We start from the raw sequence: 16,473 nt of genomic DNA, 5'->3' as shown, positions 1-16,473 counted from the left end.
GACGAAATCGGCGATCCCCCACTGGCAGCGCGATTGACGTTCATTCGAGCGCCATCGTCTTGCCCGCCAATCGGGCGCCCAGGCCCAGCAACTGCGGCACGGCGCGGAACATTGGCAGCAGCATAGTGGTCGCCCAAGGACGTATCGCGAGTTGTGCGAAGACCTGGGACGCATGGATGCGGGGACCGAATTGCTTGCGGTAGGCGGCTTCGTACGATTTCGCAACGGCTTGCAACGGCGGGTTATCCCACGAGGGTTGCGCCAACAACCGTTGGCTCAGCAACCATGCCGATTGCAGCGCGATGCTGAGACCGTCGGCGATGATGGGGTGCGCCTCGCCCGCGGCATTGCCGACAAGAAAAATGCCGGGATGAGGTGCGCGCCGCAAGCCAGGTTGTATCGGTCCCGCGGCAAGCCAATCGTCTTCCAACACTGCGCCTTCCACCACTTCTGCTACGCCTAGGCAATGGCTTGCAATATGCCGTAGCACAGCCTCTCCCGCTGACATACCCGGCTGGCGAATGGCCGCCAAACGATCACGGCGGATGCAGCAGGATAGGCTCACGCGTCCGCCATCGCTTTCTACCATCCCGCCGTAGCCGCCGGGAAACACCAGGAGCGGCATGAGGCCTGGTGGGAGCCGGCTGTTGCGGAAATGCGCCTTGAATCCCAGCAAGTCGTGCGGTGTGTGCGATGTTGCGGTTTGCGTGGGCAAACGGCCGGATTCCCAGCTGCCGTGTGCGGCGATCACCACGGGGGCCTCGATGGTGAGCGTCTCGTTCGTCGCTCGATGCTGCGCCGTGCAACGCCAGCCGGAATGTAACGCCTCCAACGCCAGGGCCTTGTAAGGCTGATAGATCGTCGCACCGGCTTGCGAGGCTTGGTCCAGCAGCCAGGTATCCAATTTGTCGCGGCTCAAGGCCCGGCCATAGGGGGAGCCGTCCGCGACTGGCATCGGCACGACAATCTTGTCGCGACCGACGAACAATCCCACCTCGCGCACTTCCGGTCCCGCCATGGTCGAGAATGCCTGGCCGAGACCCAGCGCATCCAGCAAGGCTAGGCTGGGCGCGGAGATGAATTCGCCGCAGACCTTGCGGCGGGGGAATGTTGATTGTTCCAGCACGGCAACGCGTCGACCGGCGCGGGCCAGGAGCATGGCTGTCGGGGCGCCTGCCGGGCCGCCGCCGATGATCAGAGCTTCATAACCGACGGGCGGCGAAGGCATGGCTAAACAGCCCGGCGTGTTGTTCTTTCAAGTGCCAACCCGCAGGCTTCGGCCACAAAGTGCTGAGCTCTTGCCCGACGAAACCTGCCTTAACGCTGGCAACGGCGTCATGTCGGGTCACGGCATTGCAGCCTATGAATCCTACACAGCGACTCGCCATCAATGCCGTCCATTGTCGCGCAGGTTCCAGTGCAATCAGGCCCAGCGCGCGGTTGGCACATTCATCGAAGAGTTCGGCAAGTGCATGGTCGGGTAGATGGTGCAAGAACAGGTTGCACAGCAGTAGATCGGTGGGCAGCAACTTCGCCATCCACACGAAAATATCGTAGGGCATGATGTCCACCTGCCAGCCCAGTTCGTCGAAGGCTTGCAAGGTCGAGGCCCGTACTGCCGGTTGCCGATCCACCAGGACGATGTGCCCTGGCGGCGCCTTCATGGCTCGGACCAGCGCCAGCAAAAACGTGCCGTCACCGCCCCCCAGTTCTACCAACCGTCCGCGGCCCCTGCCGTAGCGCTCAAGCATGTTCTGCATGAGGCCGATGTGCCCCATGATGCGGTTGAGCCGTTGCAAATCCCGACGCGAACCCTGCGCACGCGGGTCGTCCGCGGGCAGCTCGTCCAGCCATTCCGGCTCCATCATGCGCTTCATGCTGTGACCTTGAGCAAGCCGCCATGGCAACTAAACCCGGCGCCGAAGGACGACATCCACCACCAGCCGGATTGAGGCTGGTCGGCCAAGGCCGCTTGCAGTACGAAATAGACGAAGGCGCTGCTTAAATTGCCGTAGTCGTTGAGGATGCGGCGGCTGTGCCGTACCGCGCTGTCGGCCAGTCCCAGCTTGGCTTGCAAGGCATCGAGCACGTTCTTGCCGCCGCCGTGCCATACCCAGCCGGCGATATCGCTTTGCGCCAGGCTGTGTTTTTGCAGCATCGGCATCAGCACCGCCTCGGCGTAATGGGCGGCGCGTTCCGGCACTTGCGGACTGAGGATGTTGCGCAGCAAACCGTGACGATGTTCGAAGCGTAGCAGGTCGCGATCCTCGGGGTGGGTAAGGGCGTAGGTATCCAGCCATTCCACCTGCGGTCCGGTGCCGGGTTCAGCACTCAAAACGGCCGCCCCAGCGCCATCCCCAAATAGGCAGGCACTCACTAGCACGCCCGCGTCGTCGTCCAAATACATGGCCGCGCTGCACACTTCGACGCACACCGAAAGCACATGTTGCGCGCGTCCTGCGGCGATCAATGCTTCCGAAGTGCGCAGGTTGGGAATAGCTGCGCCGCAACCTTGGCCTACGAGGTCGAGCGCCAAGGTATCTGGCTTAAGGCCCATGCGTTCGATGACATAGCTGGTAAGGCCGGGGCAGAGGTAGCCGGTGCAGGTGCTGATGACTACGGCATCGATGTCTTCAACGGTTATGCCAGCATCGGCCAAGGCACGAAATGCCGCTTCAGTTGCCAGCTTAGGTGCGTTTTCGTCGAAGCGCTGTTGCATGACGTCGGGCGCCAGTTCGAATGCTTGCGCGAGATCGTCGAGCGCGAAATGGCGGGTAGCAATGCCGTGGGGATGTTGCAGGATGCGGGCAATGAGCGCCTGCGATGAGGGCTTCAAGGCGTCGTAGCAGGGATGCGCTTGCAGCGCGCGCAGGCATTCGGCCTGCGTGTAGCGTTGCGGCGGATTGGCGGTACCCAGGCCTACGATAAACATCGACGACTCCCACGGCACGAATTTGGAGGGTACGACTTTTTGAAGGTCGTAACGGCTTTCAAGGTCGAACTGGCAGTTTAACTGCAAACGCCAGCCCTGCAATGAACGGCAGCCCACAAGCCGATTTATGTACGTTATCGGACGGAAGCTGAATCTGACGTTCGGATAATGACCAGCATTACAGGCGTGGAGACTTGTCATGAAGATGCGCAATCTAGGACTGGCCGTGCTGCTGTTAAGCGGCGTTGCGCTGCAAGCCGCCGCGGCAGACATCAAGGTGACGTTGAGCGGCAAACAGGAAGTCCCGGCGGTAGCGAGCGAGGCGACCGGTAGCGGCACCATCAGCGTGGGCGACGATAAAAGCGTCAAGGGCAGCATCAAGACCAGCGGTATCGTGGGTGTTGCCGCGCATATCCACGAGGCCGGACCAGGCAAGAATGGACCCGTCGCCATACCGCTCATGAAATCCGGCAAGGACGAGTGGCGCGTACCTGACGGCGCCAAGCTGACCGATGTGCAATATGCGAGCTACAAGGCGGGCAATCTGTATGTGAATGTCCATAGCGACGCTCATCCCGACGGCGAGATCCGCGGGCAGATCAAGCCCTAAGGGAGCCTACCTTGCGCATGCTGACATGGAGTACCATGGCCGGGTCTCTTGATGCCTCCTCGCATAGTCGCCATGTCCGAAACCATCGCTCGCCATCTCAGCATCCACGGCCGTGTGCAAGGCGTGTGGTATCGAGAGTCCATGCGGCGCGAGGCAGAAACCTATGGCATTTCCGGCTGGGTGAGGAATCGTGCGAACGGCACGGTGGAAGCCTATGTTGAAGGCCATCCCGATGCCGTCGAGGCACTCGTTGCCTGGTGTCATGAAGGCCCGCAGCTGGCTCAGGTCAGTCGAGTTGAAATCCTGCCGGTTGAAACGGACCCCCTCTCTATCGAGATCGACCCCGCCACTCTTCAGCCCGACGCGTCGCTCCGCACGCTCGGCTTCCTGGTGCTCCCCTCCGAATAGTCCTCGTTTCGGCCCGAGGGCTTACCGTCCTCGGCTGCATGCGTAGCCATGTCTTTTCCGTCCGGAAAGGAGATCGTATTGAATCGCGCTTACCCCCGTCCTCAGATGGTTCGGCAGCACTGGGTTTCGCTCAACGGCGAATGGAAGTTCGTGTTCGACGACGATTGCCGATTTCATCGGCCCTGCGAAATCGAGGCCTGGCCGCTGCGCATTCAGGTCCCTTTTCCGCCCGAATCGCAAGCCAGCGGCATCGGCGACCGCGGCTTCCATGCCGGGTGTTGGTACGAGCGCGAATTCGAGATCGACCCTCAGGATGGTCGCATCATCCTTCATTTCGGTGCGGTGGATTACACCACTCAGGTGTGGGTCAACGGGCAGCTGGTTGCGACGCATGAAGGAGGACATACGCCGTTTTATGCCGACATTACCTTTGCCTTGAACCCGGGCGGCAAGCAGGTCGTCACGGTGATGGTCAAGGACGATCCGCACGATCTCACCAAACCGCGCGGCAAGCAGGACTGGAAGCTGGAACCGCATTCCATCTGGTATCCAAGGACAACCGGGATCTGGCAAACAGTCTGGCTTGAGCGGGTAGCAAAGACTTACATCCACAAGCTGCGCTGGACCCCGCACATGGAAGAATATTCACTCGGTTTCGAGGCACGAGTCGGCGGCGACCTGAGCACCGAGCTCTCGGTGGAGATCGAGGTCACGCACGAAGGCACGCTGCTCGCCAAGGATTGCTACCTGGTCATCGACGGCGAGACCGACCGCCGCATCATCCTTTCCGACCCCGGCATCGACGATTACCGCAACGAGCTGCTGTGGACGCCCGAACGGCCCACCTTGCTGGATGTGCAGATCCGGCTGAAGCAGGGCGACAAAGTGCTGGACGAGGTGTACTCCTACACCGCGTTGCGCTCGGTCGCCATCTTGCGCGACCGTTTCATGCTCAACGGCCGGCCTTACATGCTGCGGCTGGTACTGGACCAGGGCTATTGGCCGGATACCCTGCTTGCTGCCCCGGACGACGATGCGCTGCGCCGCGATGTGGAGCTGGCCAAGACCATGGGCTTCAACGGTGTGCGCAAGCACCAGAAGATCGAAGATCCGCGCTATCTCTACTGGGCTGACCGGCTGGGCTTGCTGGTTTGGGAAGAAATGCCCTCGGCCTATCGCTTTGCCGGAACCTCCATCAAGCGCTTGGTGAAGGAATGGACCGAGGCCATCGAGCGCGACTACAGCCATCCCTGCGTCATCGTGTGGGTGCCCTTCAACGAATCGTGGGGGGTGCCGGAACTGACTTCCATCCGCGCTCATCGCCACGCGGTCGAGGCCTTGTACTACCTGACCAAGACGCTCGACGAAACGCGGCCCGTGATCGGCAACGATGGCTGGGAAAGCAGCGCGACCGACATCATCGGCATCCACGATTACGAGGCCAATCCCAACGTGCTGCGCCAGCGCTACGGTAGCGAATCCAACACCGATCAATTGTTCGATCGCCGTCGTCCGGGCGGCCGCATCCTCACGCTGGACGGCTATCCGCATCGCGGCCAGCCCATCATGCTGACCGAGTTCGGCGGCATCGCCTATGTCAAATATCCCACGCCGGGCACCAAGCAAACCTGGGGATATTCCGCCGCCAAGAACGACAGCGAGTTCGCCAAGATGTACGAGAAACTCATCGAGGCGGTGAGCGATTCGTCGTTGTTCAGCGGCTTCTGCTACACCCAGTTCGCCGATACCTTCCAGGAAGCAAATGGACTCCTAGGGGCCGACCGTACGCCCAAACTACCTTTGAAAGATATCGCCACCATGACGCGGGTGATTCGTTCCAACATTCCGGGAGGCGTGTGATGGAGATGCATATCCGCAGCCTGACCAAGCCCGACGGCCGCCAGTTGCGGCTCTACAGCAGGCATCCGATCGAGCATGTAGAAAACGCGCCCAGTCCGTTTCCCGATCCGCTGCATGCCAATCCGCATATGCGCTGGCACCCGCTGCGCGGCGAGTGGATTACCTACGCGGCTTACCGTCAGGGACGTACCTTCTTGCCGCCGCCCGAATACAACCCGCTGGCGGTGACTCGTACCCCTGACAATCCAACCGAACTGCCTCCCGGCGATTGGGATGTGGCGGTGTTCGACAATCGCTTTCCATCGTTGAGCCTGGAAGCCCACCATCCGCCCGAAACCATCGTGCCCACCATGCCGTCTACGGGAAAGTGCGAGGTGGTGGTGTTTACGCAAGACCCGCAATCCGCGCTGGGCAAGCTGCCGCTGGCGCATATCGAGCTGCTGCTGCAGGTTTGGGCCGAGCGTACCCTGCAACTCGGCCGACATCCGGATATCCAGTACGTGCTGCCTTTCGAGAACCGCGGTGCCGAGGTGGGCGTTACCCTGCACCATCCGCACGGGCAAATCTACGCCTATCCCGTGGTCCCGCCGGTGCCGGGCCGCATGATGCAGATCGCTGCGGAGCATTACTCGCAACATGGGCGCGGTCCGCTGGAAATGCTGATCGAGCAGGAACTGGCCTGCGACAAGCGCTTGATCTATCGCGGCGAGCATGCGGTGGCTTTTGTCCCGGTATGCGCACGTTATCCCTATGAGGTCTGGGTGGCGCCGATCAAGGCGGTGCCCAGCTTCGTCGAGCTGGATGAGGAACAACGGGCCGATTTGGCGCGCGCGCTCAAGACCGTGCTGATGAAATACGAAGCCTTGTGGAATCGGCCGTTTCCCTACCTCATGGCCTGGTACCAGGCGCCCACCGACGAGCAATGGCACCCCGAGGCGCATTTGCACGCGGAGTTCTACCCGCCGTACCGCACACCAGACAAGCTGAAATACCTGGCCGGGACCGAGCTGGCTGCCGGCTTGTTCGCCATGGACGTGCTGCCCGAGGACAAGGCGCTGGAATTGCAGAATGTGACGGTGCAGCTGGAGGAGCCGGCCCATGCATGAGCGCGAGAAATTCCATGATGTGTTCGGCGCGTATCCCACCATCATGGCGGAAGCGCCCGGACGGGTGAATCTACTGGGCGAACACACGGACTACAACGATGGCTACGTGCTGCCCACAGCGATTCCGCAAAAAATGCGAGTCATGATGCGACCCAACGGCGGGCGCGTGTTCCAGGTTTATGCCGAAGCCCTCGACGAGGCGGTGGAGTTCAGCTTGCTCGATGCGCCAGAGGAGCATTTCGCCAAATACATCTACGGATGTTTGCGGGAGATCGGAACGCTGGGGTTCGATATCCCACCGCTGGATATCTATATCGAGTCGGGGGTGCCGATGGAAGTGGGCGTCTCGTCCAGCGCTGCGCTCGAGGTTGCCGTACTGCGGGGATTGCGTGCCTTGCTTAACCTGCCGCTCGACGATGTGCACATCGCCCGCATCGCCCAGCGTGCGGAGATCGATTATGCCGGCGTCAACTGCGGCATCATGGACCAGATGGCGTCTAGCCTCGCCGATACGGCCCACATGCTGTTCCTGGATACGCGGACCCTGGAACGCGAAGTGCTTCCGCTGCCGCCGCACGCCGAGGTGCTGGTGATCGACTCCGGGGTGGCGCGCTCGCTCGCCGGCAGCAAATACAACGAGCGTCGCAGCGAGTGCGAAAAGGCAGCGGCCTTGCTGGGGGTGCGTTCCTTGCGCGACATCGACGATGCTGAATTGGTGGAAACCTTGCCCGAGACGCTACGCCAACGTGCCCGTCATGTGGTGAGCGAAAACAACCGGGTGCTGCGGGCGCGGCAAGGCATTTCCGCGGAAGAATTCGGCCGGCTCATGAACGAATCCCACGCCAGCCTGCGCGACGATTACGAAGTCTCTATTACGCAATTGGATCGTCTGGTGGCGCTGCTGCAAGCCGAGCCAGGCGTTTACGGCGCTCGGCTCACGGGCGCCGGTTTCGGCGGAGCGTGCGTAGCGCTGTGTCATGCGGGCGATGCGGCCAACATCGGGCTCAAGGTAGTCCAAGTCTATAACGGGGAGGACCGGCGCGGACGGATGCTGGTGCCGGAAGAGCGATGACGATACAGCGAGAAGCCTTCGGAACACTGGACGACGGCCAGCCGGTCGATTGCTATACCCTGACCAACGAGTCGGGCATGGAAGCCCGCATCATGACCTACGGCGGAACGTTGCTTTCGCTGCGTGTGCCTGACCGCGACGGACATCTTGCCGACGTGGTGCTGGGGTTCGATGCGCTCGCCCCCTACCTCGGTGAGCATCCTTACCTCGGCGGCATCATCGGCCGCTACGCCAATCGCATCGCGGGCGGCAGTTTCAGTCTCGACGGTCGTATCTATCAGCTCACTCAGAACGAAGGTCCCAACCAACTGCATGGCGGCGAGCTGGGCTTTCATCGCCAGCTGTGGCGTGCGCTGCCGCAGAAAACGCGCAACGCCGACCAATTGGTGCTGCACTACTTGAGTCGCGACGGCGAGGAGGGCTACCCCGGCGACCTGCATGTGGAGGTTATCTATACCCTCACCAGCCGCAATGAGCTGCGCGTGGATTACCATGCCCAGACCGATCGTCCCACCGTCATCAACCTCACGCATCACGCCTATTTCAACCTAGGTGGCGGCGAGACTATCCTCGACCACGTGTTGACGTTGACGGCCGAGCGTTACCTGCCGGTAGACGGATTGTTGATTCCCACGGGAGAGCTGGCGCCGGTGGCTGATACGCCAATGGATTTTCGCATGCCCACAACCATCGGCAGCCGCATTCATGAACAGGATGCGCAGCTACTGCGAGCCTCGGGTGGCTACGATCATTGCTGGGCGCTGGACAGCAATACCGGCATCCTGGCCGCGGAGCTTTACGATCCAGGTAGCGGGCGCAGGCTGCATGTTTACACCACGCAACCGGGCGTGCAGTTCTACAGCGGGAATTTCTTCGATGGCAGCGTCGTCGGCAAGGGTGGACGCGTATACGGCAAATACGCCGGACTGTGCCTGGAGCCGCAGCATTTCCCCGACTCGCCCAACCAGCCCGATTTCCCTACCACCGTGCTCGGGCCACACGATTTCTACCAGCACAGCACCATCTACGCGTTCGACGTGGCTTGAGTTACAGGTAACTTTTCCGTAGATCCACAGGTGCTCTAACCGCGATGAGGATTTGTGCGTTCATTGACGAAGCGCTTGAGCGCTTTTTCCAAGGGCGGCAGCAAGAGGCCGCGTTCGCTGGATAGCGTGGTCATGCGGGCATCTCCATTGCGCTTGACCAGTTGATCAGTGGATATACCGGCTTCGCGGGCTGCCCATGCGGCAAGTTCGTACCACGAGATGCTGCCTTGGTTGGCGAGATGCCAGATGCCGCTGGCATTGTCGATCAGTAGGTCCAGGACGGCGTTGGCAAGGTCGGGGACGTAGGTGGGCGAAATGAATACGCTATCGGTGGCTTCGAACGCCTCGCCCTTTTCCAAACGGCTCAGCGCGATGTGCAGGAAGTTGTAATGGTCCCACGGGCCGAAGAAGGCACTGGTGCGGATGATCAGCGACTGGGGATAGGCAGACAGTACGCGCCGTTCGGCCTCGGCTTTGCTGGCTCCGTAAACGCTTGCAGGACTCACCGGGTCGCTTTCCACATAGGGCCGTCCCAGTTGTCCGTCGAACACCAGATCGGACGAAAACACTACGTAGGGAATGGCGCGGCGTGCACAGGCTTGGGCGAGTATCTCCGCACCCTCGGCGTTTTCGCGGAAACAGCGTTCCGCATCCTGCTCGGCTTCAGCCACACGCACGTAGCCAGCGGTGTTGATCACGGCCCAGGGCTGGTATTGATCGAGGGCGGCTTCAACGGAGTTGCGGTCGGTGATATCCATGTCGCCGCGTGTGAACAGCAGCCGGTGCAGTCCTCGCACCGCGCCGATCCGTGAAAAAGCATGTCCCAGCGTGCCGGTGGCGCCGGTAATGCCGAGGTGCTGGGCGTTGGGGCGAGGTACGACGATGCGCGACACCGGCTGGTATAGCCGGTCGCCGCGATGCCACCAACCTGGCGTTTCCAGGACGGGATGTTCGAAGCTGCCGGTGGTAGCCAGGGACTTGGCTGCGGCGGCGATGGCCGTGGGATGCGGCGGATTGCAGCGTACGTCGAATGCGCCACTTTCGTAGAATCCGTGCTGTTCCATGAGCAGCGAGTTCCAATCCACGCAGCCCAGCAGCGACCAGACGGTTACCGCACGTAGATCGATGCCTTCTTCGCGCACCGCCTGGGCGGCCTGCCAGACTTCTATCAGCCAGCGTAGTTGCTCATCACGGGCGCCGCCGTGATGAGCTTCGGTCACGGCCATGGGCCGGCGGTAGCGCTGCCAGGCTTCCAGCAGCCGCGCCTTGGGGCCGGTGGTTCCGGGAGGCAGGTCGATGCGTACGGCTTCGACATCGGCGTAGCGGTGACGTTGATTATTGGCGCGATGATAGATGGGATAGCGCTTGACGCGGTGGTCGAGAAATCGCTCGCTGGTGAGGTAGTGGTTGACGCCCAGGATGTCCGGCGGACAAGGGTTTTCCATGAAAAAGGCTAACTCGTCCTCGCCGATGCCGGCGTCGATGAATGTACCGTACCAGGGATGATGGCGGTCGATACGGCCGCAGAGTAAATCAAAGCTCAGCCAACGCCGTTCGTTCTCGTATTCGGCCTGGTAACGCATGGGCGGAGTGGAAAAGACCTTGCCCAGGTCTTCGGTCTGCACCAGTTGGGCGTCCGGGATGAGGCGGCGAATGGCTTGCATGGAGAGCACGATGGCCCGGCACTGCGTGACCAGTGTGCGCAGGAAAATAGGGATATCGGTTCCATGGGGATACCAGTGACCGTACAGCCCGCTAAAGCGCGCCGTGGTGAGCGGCTCATTCACCGGCGTGAAATATCGCAGCCACGGGTAACGTTCTGCTACGCGTTCGGCGTGTTTGGCCAGCATCTCTGGCAGTCGCACGTCGGTGAGATCGGTATATCGCGGGCCGCTGCCATGGTGCATGAGCCCGGCGATCGGCGTGATACCGAGTTGCTGCAAGTGCGTGAGCCGCGCATCGTGCCAGCCCCATTCGCATCGGTCGGGATGGTCTGGCGCGATGGTTTCCCACAGGACCGGATAGCGCAGGGTGCGGATGCCGAGGCCGGCAATGGCGTCGAGATCGGTCTGGCGTTGGTCGTGTCCGGTTTCGGCGATCTGGTTGCGATAGCGTTCGCCGATGCGCACCACCGTGCATTCGATACCGCCCCACAGGGCTAAAGGTGTGTTGGATGCAGGCGGAGAGGAGGACATACGAGATTCTGGAAAAATCGTCCTTGGGCCGCGAGGGCCGCAAGGCGGACACCGGGGACCCAGTGGAAGAGTGGGGATTATTTGCGGAGACGGCGGTAGTGCTGCGACTGGGCCAGTTGGGCGGTAGCCATCATGGCTTGCGGCAACAGCGCCTTGAGTTCGAGCACTTCATCGCCCAGGCGCGAAAGCGAGGTGCACATGCGCTGGCTGATGTAGAGCAGGGCTTCTTCGGGGGATTCGGCCAACTCGCGTTCCACGTCGATACTGGCCTGGAGTGCTTCCAGCCGCGCGCGGTGGCGGCCTGTGGTACGGAGAAACTGCATCAAATACTGCTCCCGGTAGCGCTCGAACCCTTCCGGGTTAGTCTGCGCGAGGAATGCCCATTCGTTGAAGTTGAAATCCAGGTCCATGATAAGGCTCCTGTTTTTCCAGCAAGAACTGGTTTTCCAGCCAAAGCTGGCATCGCAAAGGCTACGGTTAAAGCTATCGTAAGCCCGATAAGAAAAATCAGCCATGTTTTTTTGCATGGTTGGCTCCATGCCTGTCCACCTTGAGAAAACGAGCGGGCAGCGCTACTTTCTGCGATTTGGCAGCATGCATCTGTTCGGGGCGTAACATTGGGTCGAGCTCCGGTTTCCGTATGCGGCAGCCGGTGTTTCGGTCGTGCCTAATCGGGTAAGATGAAGGCCGCCCAACGTCCTGTCTTCTTACGCTTCCCATGACCGCGCATCATCCGCTGCACAACCCCAGCTTCCTCAAGCTTTTGTCTTTTCGCCTGCAAGCCGTACTGGCGTATCAAATCATGGCCGTCGTGGTGGGATGGCATATCTACGAACTGACGCGCGATCCGCTGTCGCTGGGGTTGATCGGCCTGGCCGAAGTCATCCCGTATTTCAGCAGCGCCCTGTTTGCCGGATATGCCGTGGATCATTATTCGCGGCGCATGTTCGGGGTGATGGCGAGCGTGCTCCTGACATTAAATGCAGGCATGCTGGTGGCGGTTTCCTACGGGTTGCTTCCCGGCAATCCGACCCACTGGATTTATTTTTCCATCGCGCTTGTCGGCCTGGCGCGAGCTTTCATCGGACCTTCGTTCAGTGCCTTGTTTGCGCTGGTGCTGCCGCGCGAGCAGTTCGCCAAAGGGGCCGGCATGGGGAGTTCGGTGTTCCAGTTGGGGATCGTCCTCGGCCCGGCGCTGGGCGGCGTGTTGGTGGGTTGGGCCGGCATCGGCGTGGCCTACCTGGTGGCGACGGTGCTGGCTGCCAGTGCATCGATTGCATTGATGATGCTGCGCGTTGAGGAACCCCCGCCTGCCGAGAGTGCGCCGGTATTTGCGAGCATCCGCGAAGGGCTGAAATTCGTTTACAGCAACCAGTTGATCCTCGGCGCACAGGCGCTGGATATGTTCGCGGTGTTGTTCGGCGGCGCGGTGTCCATGCTGCCTGTATTCGTGCACGATATTTTTCATGCGGGTCCGGAAGGGCTGGGCATCCTGCGGGCGGCGCCGGCGGTCGGGGCGCTGGTCACAGGTGTCTATCTTGCGCGGCATCCCATCAACAAGCATGCCGGGCGGATTTTGCTGACGGCGGTGGCCGGATTCGGCGTGTGCATCATCCTGTTCGCGCTGACCACGCATTTCTGGGTGGCGGCAGCGCTCCTGGCCTTGTCGGGCATGTTCGACGGCGTTTCCATCGTGCTTCGCGCTACCATCCTGCAGCTGATGACGCCGGATGCCATGCGCGGCCGGGTTTCGGCGATCAACGGTATTTTCATCGGTTCGTCCAACGAACTCGGGGCGTTTGAGTCCGGTGTCGCGGCTAGGCTGATGGGCTTGATCCCCTCCGTAATTTTCGGCGGGATGATGACGCTAACTGTTGTTGCCGCCACCGCACGCCTGGCACCCAAGTTGCGCCAGCTGCATTTGCACCAGATTCATTGATCTCTTTGGATTGCTGAAAGGAGACTGACATGAAAGCCATTCGATTCCATGAACAGGGCGGACCGGAAGTCTTGCGCCTCGAAGACTTGGAGGTCTCCCTGCCAGGTCCAGGCGAGGCGCAAGTGCGTCATCATGCCTGCGGACTTAATTTCATCGACGTGTATCAGCGTAGCGGTTTGTATTCCGTACCCTTGCCTTCCGGCCTGGGGTTGGAAGGGGCGGGCGTGGTTGAGGCGGTCGGCGAAGGGGTGACCCTGGTCAAGCCCGGCGATCGTGTCGCTTATGCGGGCGGTCCGCTGGGGGCCTATAGCACAGTGCGCAACCTGCCTGCGGACAGGCTGTGCCTCTTGCCCGAGGCATTAAGCTTCGAGCAGGGGGCTTCGATGATGCTGAAGGGGATGACGGTGCAATACCTCATCCGTCGCACGTATCCTGTCAAACCGGGTGACACCGTGCTGTTCCACGCAGCTTCCGGCGGAGTCGGGCTGATTGCCTGCCAATGGCTGGAAACGCTGGGCGTGACGGTGATCGGTACGGCCGGCTCTGATGAAAAGTGCGAACTGGCGAAGCAGCACGGCGCAACGCATTGCATCAACTACCGTACGGAGAATTTCGTCGAGCGGGTGCGCGAGATCACTGGTGGCAAGGGCGTTCCGGTGGTGTTCGATTCGGTGGGCAAGGATACTTTCCTGGAGTCGCTCGATTGCCTCTCGCCCCGGGGCATGATGGTGAGCTACGGCAATGCTTCCGGCCCGATCCCGCCGTTCGACATCGGCCTGCTGTCGCAGAAAGGCTCGTTGTTCCTGACCCGGCCAAGTCTGTTCCACTACGTTGCCACGCGGCAGGACCTGGAGGCGACGTCGCGGGAGTTGTTCGACATGGTCGTGGGCGGCAAGGTCAAGATCAAGGTCGAGCAGCGCTATGCCCTCGCGGATGCGGTACAAGCCCACCGCGACATGGAAGCACGCAAGACGACGGGGGCTAGCGTCCTCATCCCGTGAGAGACCTCGACGAACTCTTCAGCGGGCTGGCCAGTTCGAAATTTCGCCAGAGCTTTCGCCTCAAAGGCCGCGAACTCGCCTATTTGCGCGAGAAGGGGCTGCCGACGGTGCTTGAGCACGCGCATGACTTCATCGCCCAGCGTCTTGCGCCTGCCGTGATTCCCAACGACGGCAAGCAAACGCCGTATCGCGGCCATCCCGTATTTGTCGCCCAGCACGCTACGGCTTGTTGCTGCCGTGGCTGCCTGGAAAAATGGCATCGCATTCCCGCAGGCCGGCCGCTCGAGCCGGAGGAAGCGGAATACATCCAGCAAGTCTTGAAACGCTGGCTGATGCAAGCGTTGAAAAATCATTAACCGCTTATATATCAAGATTAGGCGCCCTGAATATCCTGATTTCTAGTCAGGGTGGTCTGGATTTGATAAAGTGCCAACCCTCGTAGAGATGTGGGCGCAGTATTTGCGGGTTTTGGACGCGCCTTGTCCTGCGAAAACATCGCAAGGCTGTTCCGACAGTCATGTTCGAAGAACAGCACGTCCTCTCATCGCGTCGTACCCCAGCGGTCCTGATGTTCTTCGCATGCCTATTCACCCTTGCCAAACGTGTTTTTGAACAAGGACTTTCTGCATGTTGAGCAACTTGAGCCTGCGTTTCAAACTTCTGCTTCTCTCCGGCCTTGGATTGGCGCTGCTGATGGTGACTGCCGCGACCGGTATCTGGGGTATCCAGAACGGCGTCGAAGGCGTCCAGGAAATCGGCCGTAATCGCTTGCCTGCCGTGCTGGCGTTGCAAAAACTCCAGGGATTGCAGGTCGCGCTGAAATCGAGCACGTTCGAGGTCGGTTTGTGGGAGAACGATCCCGAGGCGCAAGACATGTTCGTCGGGATTTCCAACGACAAGAAGCGCCTTTGGAAGAGCGTGGACGATACCTGGAAGGTCTACGAAAGCATCGCCAAGTCCAAGGAAGAAGTCGAGCTATGGAAAAAATTCTCGACGGAATGGGCGGTATGGCGCAAGACGGATGACGAGATCATCAAGCTCATCGATCAATTGGCGGCAAACCACGATCCTGCTGTGCAGAAGGATCTGTTCCAGAAATATTTCGTGCTGGGCGGCCAGCAGCGTAAATCCTATTTGCAGGCCGAAAAACTGCTGAATGAGGTCGTCGAGTTCAACGCCAAGGATGTGGAATCCGTGACGCAAGGCGCGGAGTCCGCGACATTGTCGGCCAAGAAGTTGATGATGACGGCGACGCTGGTTTCCATTGTGCTGACGCTGGTGCTGACGATTACCATGATTACCCGCATTCTTCGCCAAATGGGCGGAGAACCGGCCGACGCTGTCGCCATCACCAAGCGCATCGCCAATGGCGACCTGACCGTGCCGGTGCACATGGCTTACGGCGACGATAGCAGCCTGCTCGGGTCGCTGGCTTATATGCAAAAGCATTTGCAGGGGCTGATCCGCCAGGTACTGCAAAGCGCCGATGAATTGACGCGCAGCGCCCACGATTTGACTAACGACGTCTTCAGCGTGACGCGCAACGGCCAGGAAGAACTGGCCGCGGCCAACGAAACCGCCAGCGAAGTCCAAAGTATCGCCAGCCGCGTAAGCCAAATGGGCAGCTCCGCCGAAACGGCACGCCAGCTCTCGGAACGCGCCGGTAATCTCTCCAGTACGGGACAGACCGTCATCAGTTCGGCTGCGGGTGAGATGGAGATCATTTCAGATACGGTCAACAAGTCGTCTGACCTGATTCAGCAGCTCGGCAACTATTCCAGCCAGATTACCAGCATCGTCGGCGTAATCCAGGATATCGCCGATCAAACTAATCTTTTGGCCTTGAACGCAGCGATCGAGGCCGCACGTGCAGGCGAACAGGGGCGCGGCTTTGCGGTTGTGGCCGACGAAGTACGCAAGCTGGCAGAGCGCACCAGCCAATCCACCCAGGAAATCACCCGCATGATCGGGGATATCCAGAATGGCGTGGCCGATGCGGTTGAAAGCATGCATGGCGTCAGCACGCGTGTGGGGGACGGCGTGAAGCTGGTTCGGGAATCGGCCGTCACCATGGAAGATATCCATGCCGGGGCGCAAGACGCCAGCGGTGCCGTGAACGACATCACCCATGCCTTGCAGGAAGGCAGCAGCAGCCTGCAGGCAATCGAAGAACGGATGCGCAACATCGTGGCCATGGTCAACCACAACGGCCAAGCCGTGGAGGGTATGGCCGGCTCGGCGCGTCGTATCGACGATATGGCCTCCAAGCTGGTGGATTCGGTACGTATTTTTAAAATCTAGGGC

Annotated in this window: 15 protein-coding genes; 10 read left to right on the top strand and 5 right to left on the bottom strand. The window is 60.7% G+C overall.

What is annotated here, in order from left to right; translation table 11 throughout:
• Nucleotides 1-40: 40 nt before the first annotated feature.
• Genes NMK_RS04415 through NMK_RS04405 form a run of 3 tightly spaced genes read right to left on the bottom strand, consistent with a single transcriptional unit; the run spans nt 41 to nt 2,932 of the window.
• Nucleotides 41-1,228 (bottom strand): NAD(P)/FAD-dependent oxidoreductase, encoded by a 1,188-nt coding sequence (locus NMK_RS04415; RefSeq protein ID WP_109014557.1) that lies wholly within the window; start codon nt 1,226-1,228, stop codon nt 41-43.
• Nucleotides 1,203-1,877 (bottom strand): methyltransferase domain-containing protein, encoded by a 675-nt coding sequence (locus tag NMK_RS04410; RefSeq protein WP_109014556.1) that lies wholly within the window; start codon nt 1,875-1,877, stop codon nt 1,203-1,205. Before NMK_RS04410 ends, NMK_RS04415 begins: the two co-directional genes overlap by 26 nt.
• Nucleotides 1,874-2,932 (bottom strand): type III polyketide synthase, encoded by a 1,059-nt coding sequence (locus tag NMK_RS04405; RefSeq protein WP_109014555.1) that lies wholly within the window; start codon nt 2,930-2,932, stop codon nt 1,874-1,876. Before NMK_RS04405 ends, NMK_RS04410 begins: the two co-directional genes overlap by 4 nt.
• 199 nt (nt 2,933-3,131) lie before the next feature.
• Here NMK_RS04405 and NMK_RS04400 point away from each other — a divergent pair, with 199 nt between their 5' ends.
• The 6 genes from NMK_RS04400 (at nt 3,132) to NMK_RS04375 (ending at nt 9,034) form a co-directional block, all read left to right on the top strand.
• A complete protein-coding gene (locus NMK_RS04400; protein WP_109014554.1) occupies nt 3,132-3,542 on the top strand; it encodes a CHRD domain-containing protein in 411 nt (136 codons plus the stop codon).
• A 51-nt stretch (nt 3,543-3,593) separates the two neighbouring features.
• The gene (locus NMK_RS04395) at nt 3,594-3,950 is read left to right on the top strand and encodes an acylphosphatase (RefSeq protein ID WP_227871362.1); all 357 of its coding nucleotides are present in this window, start codon (nt 3,594-3,596) and stop codon (nt 3,948-3,950) included.
• Between the two features lie 78 nt (nt 3,951-4,028).
• Nucleotides 4,029-5,810 carry a glycoside hydrolase family 2 protein gene (locus NMK_RS04390; protein ID WP_227871361.1) on the top strand — a complete coding sequence of 594 codons (1,782 nt, stop codon included), beginning with the start codon at nt 4,029-4,031 and terminating at the stop codon, nt 5,808-5,810.
• Entirely contained in the window at nt 5,810-6,916 is a 1,107-nt protein-coding gene (gene galT, locus NMK_RS04385) for a galactose-1-phosphate uridylyltransferase (RefSeq protein WP_227871360.1), read from the top strand. Before NMK_RS04390 ends, galT begins: the two co-directional genes overlap by 1 nt.
• Complete coding sequence (gene galK, locus NMK_RS04380; RefSeq protein ID WP_109014551.1) at nt 6,909-7,988, top strand: galactokinase; 1,080 nt, start codon at nt 6,909-6,911, stop codon at nt 7,986-7,988. Before galT ends, galK begins: the two co-directional genes overlap by 8 nt.
• Complete coding sequence (locus tag NMK_RS04375; RefSeq protein ID WP_109014550.1) at nt 7,985-9,034, top strand: aldose epimerase family protein; 1,050 nt, start codon at nt 7,985-7,987, stop codon at nt 9,032-9,034. Before galK ends, NMK_RS04375 begins: the two co-directional genes overlap by 4 nt.
• Nucleotides 9,035-9,069: 35 nt before the next feature.
• Here NMK_RS04375 and NMK_RS04370 read toward each other — a convergent pair whose 3' ends face one another.
• Entirely contained in the window at nt 9,070-11,229 is a 2,160-nt protein-coding gene (locus NMK_RS04370; protein WP_109014549.1) for a sugar nucleotide-binding protein, read from the bottom strand.
• A gap of 77 nt (nt 11,230-11,306) precedes the next feature.
• Nucleotides 11,307-11,639 carry a DUF3135 domain-containing protein gene (locus tag NMK_RS04365; protein WP_181376164.1) on the bottom strand — a complete coding sequence of 111 codons (333 nt, stop codon included), beginning with the start codon at nt 11,637-11,639 and terminating at the stop codon, nt 11,307-11,309.
• Nucleotides 11,640-11,947: 308 nt separating this feature from the next.
• Here NMK_RS04365 and NMK_RS04360 point away from each other — a divergent pair, with 308 nt between their 5' ends.
• The 4 genes from NMK_RS04360 (at nt 11,948) to NMK_RS04345 (ending at nt 16,470) form a co-directional block, all read left to right on the top strand.
• Nucleotides 11,948-13,168 (top strand): MFS transporter, encoded by a 1,221-nt coding sequence (locus NMK_RS04360; protein WP_109014547.1) that lies wholly within the window; start codon nt 11,948-11,950, stop codon nt 13,166-13,168.
• 29 nt (nt 13,169-13,197) lie between these two features.
• On the top strand, nt 13,198-14,169 hold the full coding sequence (locus NMK_RS04355) for a quinone oxidoreductase family protein (protein WP_109014546.1): 972 nt from the start codon (nt 13,198-13,200) through the stop codon (nt 14,167-14,169).
• The gene (locus tag NMK_RS04350) at nt 14,166-14,525 is read left to right on the top strand and encodes a DUF4186 domain-containing protein (RefSeq protein ID WP_109014545.1); all 360 of its coding nucleotides are present in this window, start codon (nt 14,166-14,168) and stop codon (nt 14,523-14,525) included. The genes NMK_RS04355 and NMK_RS04350 overlap by 4 nt, the downstream gene beginning before the upstream one ends.
• A 271-nt stretch (nt 14,526-14,796) precedes the next feature.
• Complete coding sequence (locus tag NMK_RS04345) at nt 14,797-16,470, top strand: methyl-accepting chemotaxis protein (protein ID WP_109014544.1); 1,674 nt, start codon at nt 14,797-14,799, stop codon at nt 16,468-16,470.
• Nucleotides 16,471-16,473: the final 3 nt, after the last annotated feature.

This window comes from Novimethylophilus kurashikiensis (assembly GCF_003112435.1).
Classification (GTDB): domain Bacteria; phylum Pseudomonadota; class Gammaproteobacteria; order Burkholderiales; family Methylophilaceae; genus Novimethylophilus; species Novimethylophilus kurashikiensis.
Note: the sequence above shows the minus strand (reverse complement) of the source record. Positions and strands in the feature narration are given on the sequence as shown.

Coding starts and splice junctions, on each gene's coding strand:
- NMK_RS04415 (WP_109014557.1), bottom strand. CDS start 1,228: ATGCCTTCGCCGCCCGTCGGTTATGAAGCTCTGATCATCGGCGGCGGC.
- galK (WP_109014551.1), top strand. CDS start 6,909: ATGCATGAGCGCGAGAAATTCCATGATGTGTTCGGCGCGTATCCCACC.
- NMK_RS04405 (WP_109014555.1), bottom strand. CDS start 2,932: ATGTTTATCGTAGGCCTGGGTACCGCCAATCCGCCGCAACGCTACACG.
- NMK_RS04365 (WP_181376164.1), bottom strand. CDS start 11,639: ATGGACCTGGATTTCAACTTCAACGAATGGGCATTCCTCGCGCAGACT.
- NMK_RS04375 (WP_109014550.1), top strand. CDS start 7,985: ATGACGATACAGCGAGAAGCCTTCGGAACACTGGACGACGGCCAGCCG.
- NMK_RS04370 (WP_109014549.1), bottom strand. CDS start 11,229: ATGTCCTCCTCTCCGCCTGCATCCAACACACCTTTAGCCCTGTGGGGC.
- NMK_RS04360 (WP_109014547.1), top strand. CDS start 11,948: ATGACCGCGCATCATCCGCTGCACAACCCCAGCTTCCTCAAGCTTTTG.
- NMK_RS04355 (WP_109014546.1), top strand. CDS start 13,198: ATGAAAGCCATTCGATTCCATGAACAGGGCGGACCGGAAGTCTTGCGC.
- NMK_RS04400 (WP_109014554.1), top strand. CDS start 3,132: ATGAAGATGCGCAATCTAGGACTGGCCGTGCTGCTGTTAAGCGGCGTT.
- NMK_RS04410 (WP_109014556.1), bottom strand. CDS start 1,877: ATGAAGCGCATGATGGAGCCGGAATGGCTGGACGAGCTGCCCGCGGAC.
- NMK_RS04345 (WP_109014544.1), top strand. CDS start 14,797: ATGTTGAGCAACTTGAGCCTGCGTTTCAAACTTCTGCTTCTCTCCGGC.
- galT (WP_227871360.1), top strand. CDS start 5,810: ATGGAGATGCATATCCGCAGCCTGACCAAGCCCGACGGCCGCCAGTTG.
- NMK_RS04395 (WP_227871362.1), top strand. CDS start 3,594: ATGCCTCCTCGCATAGTCGCCATGTCCGAAACCATCGCTCGCCATCTC.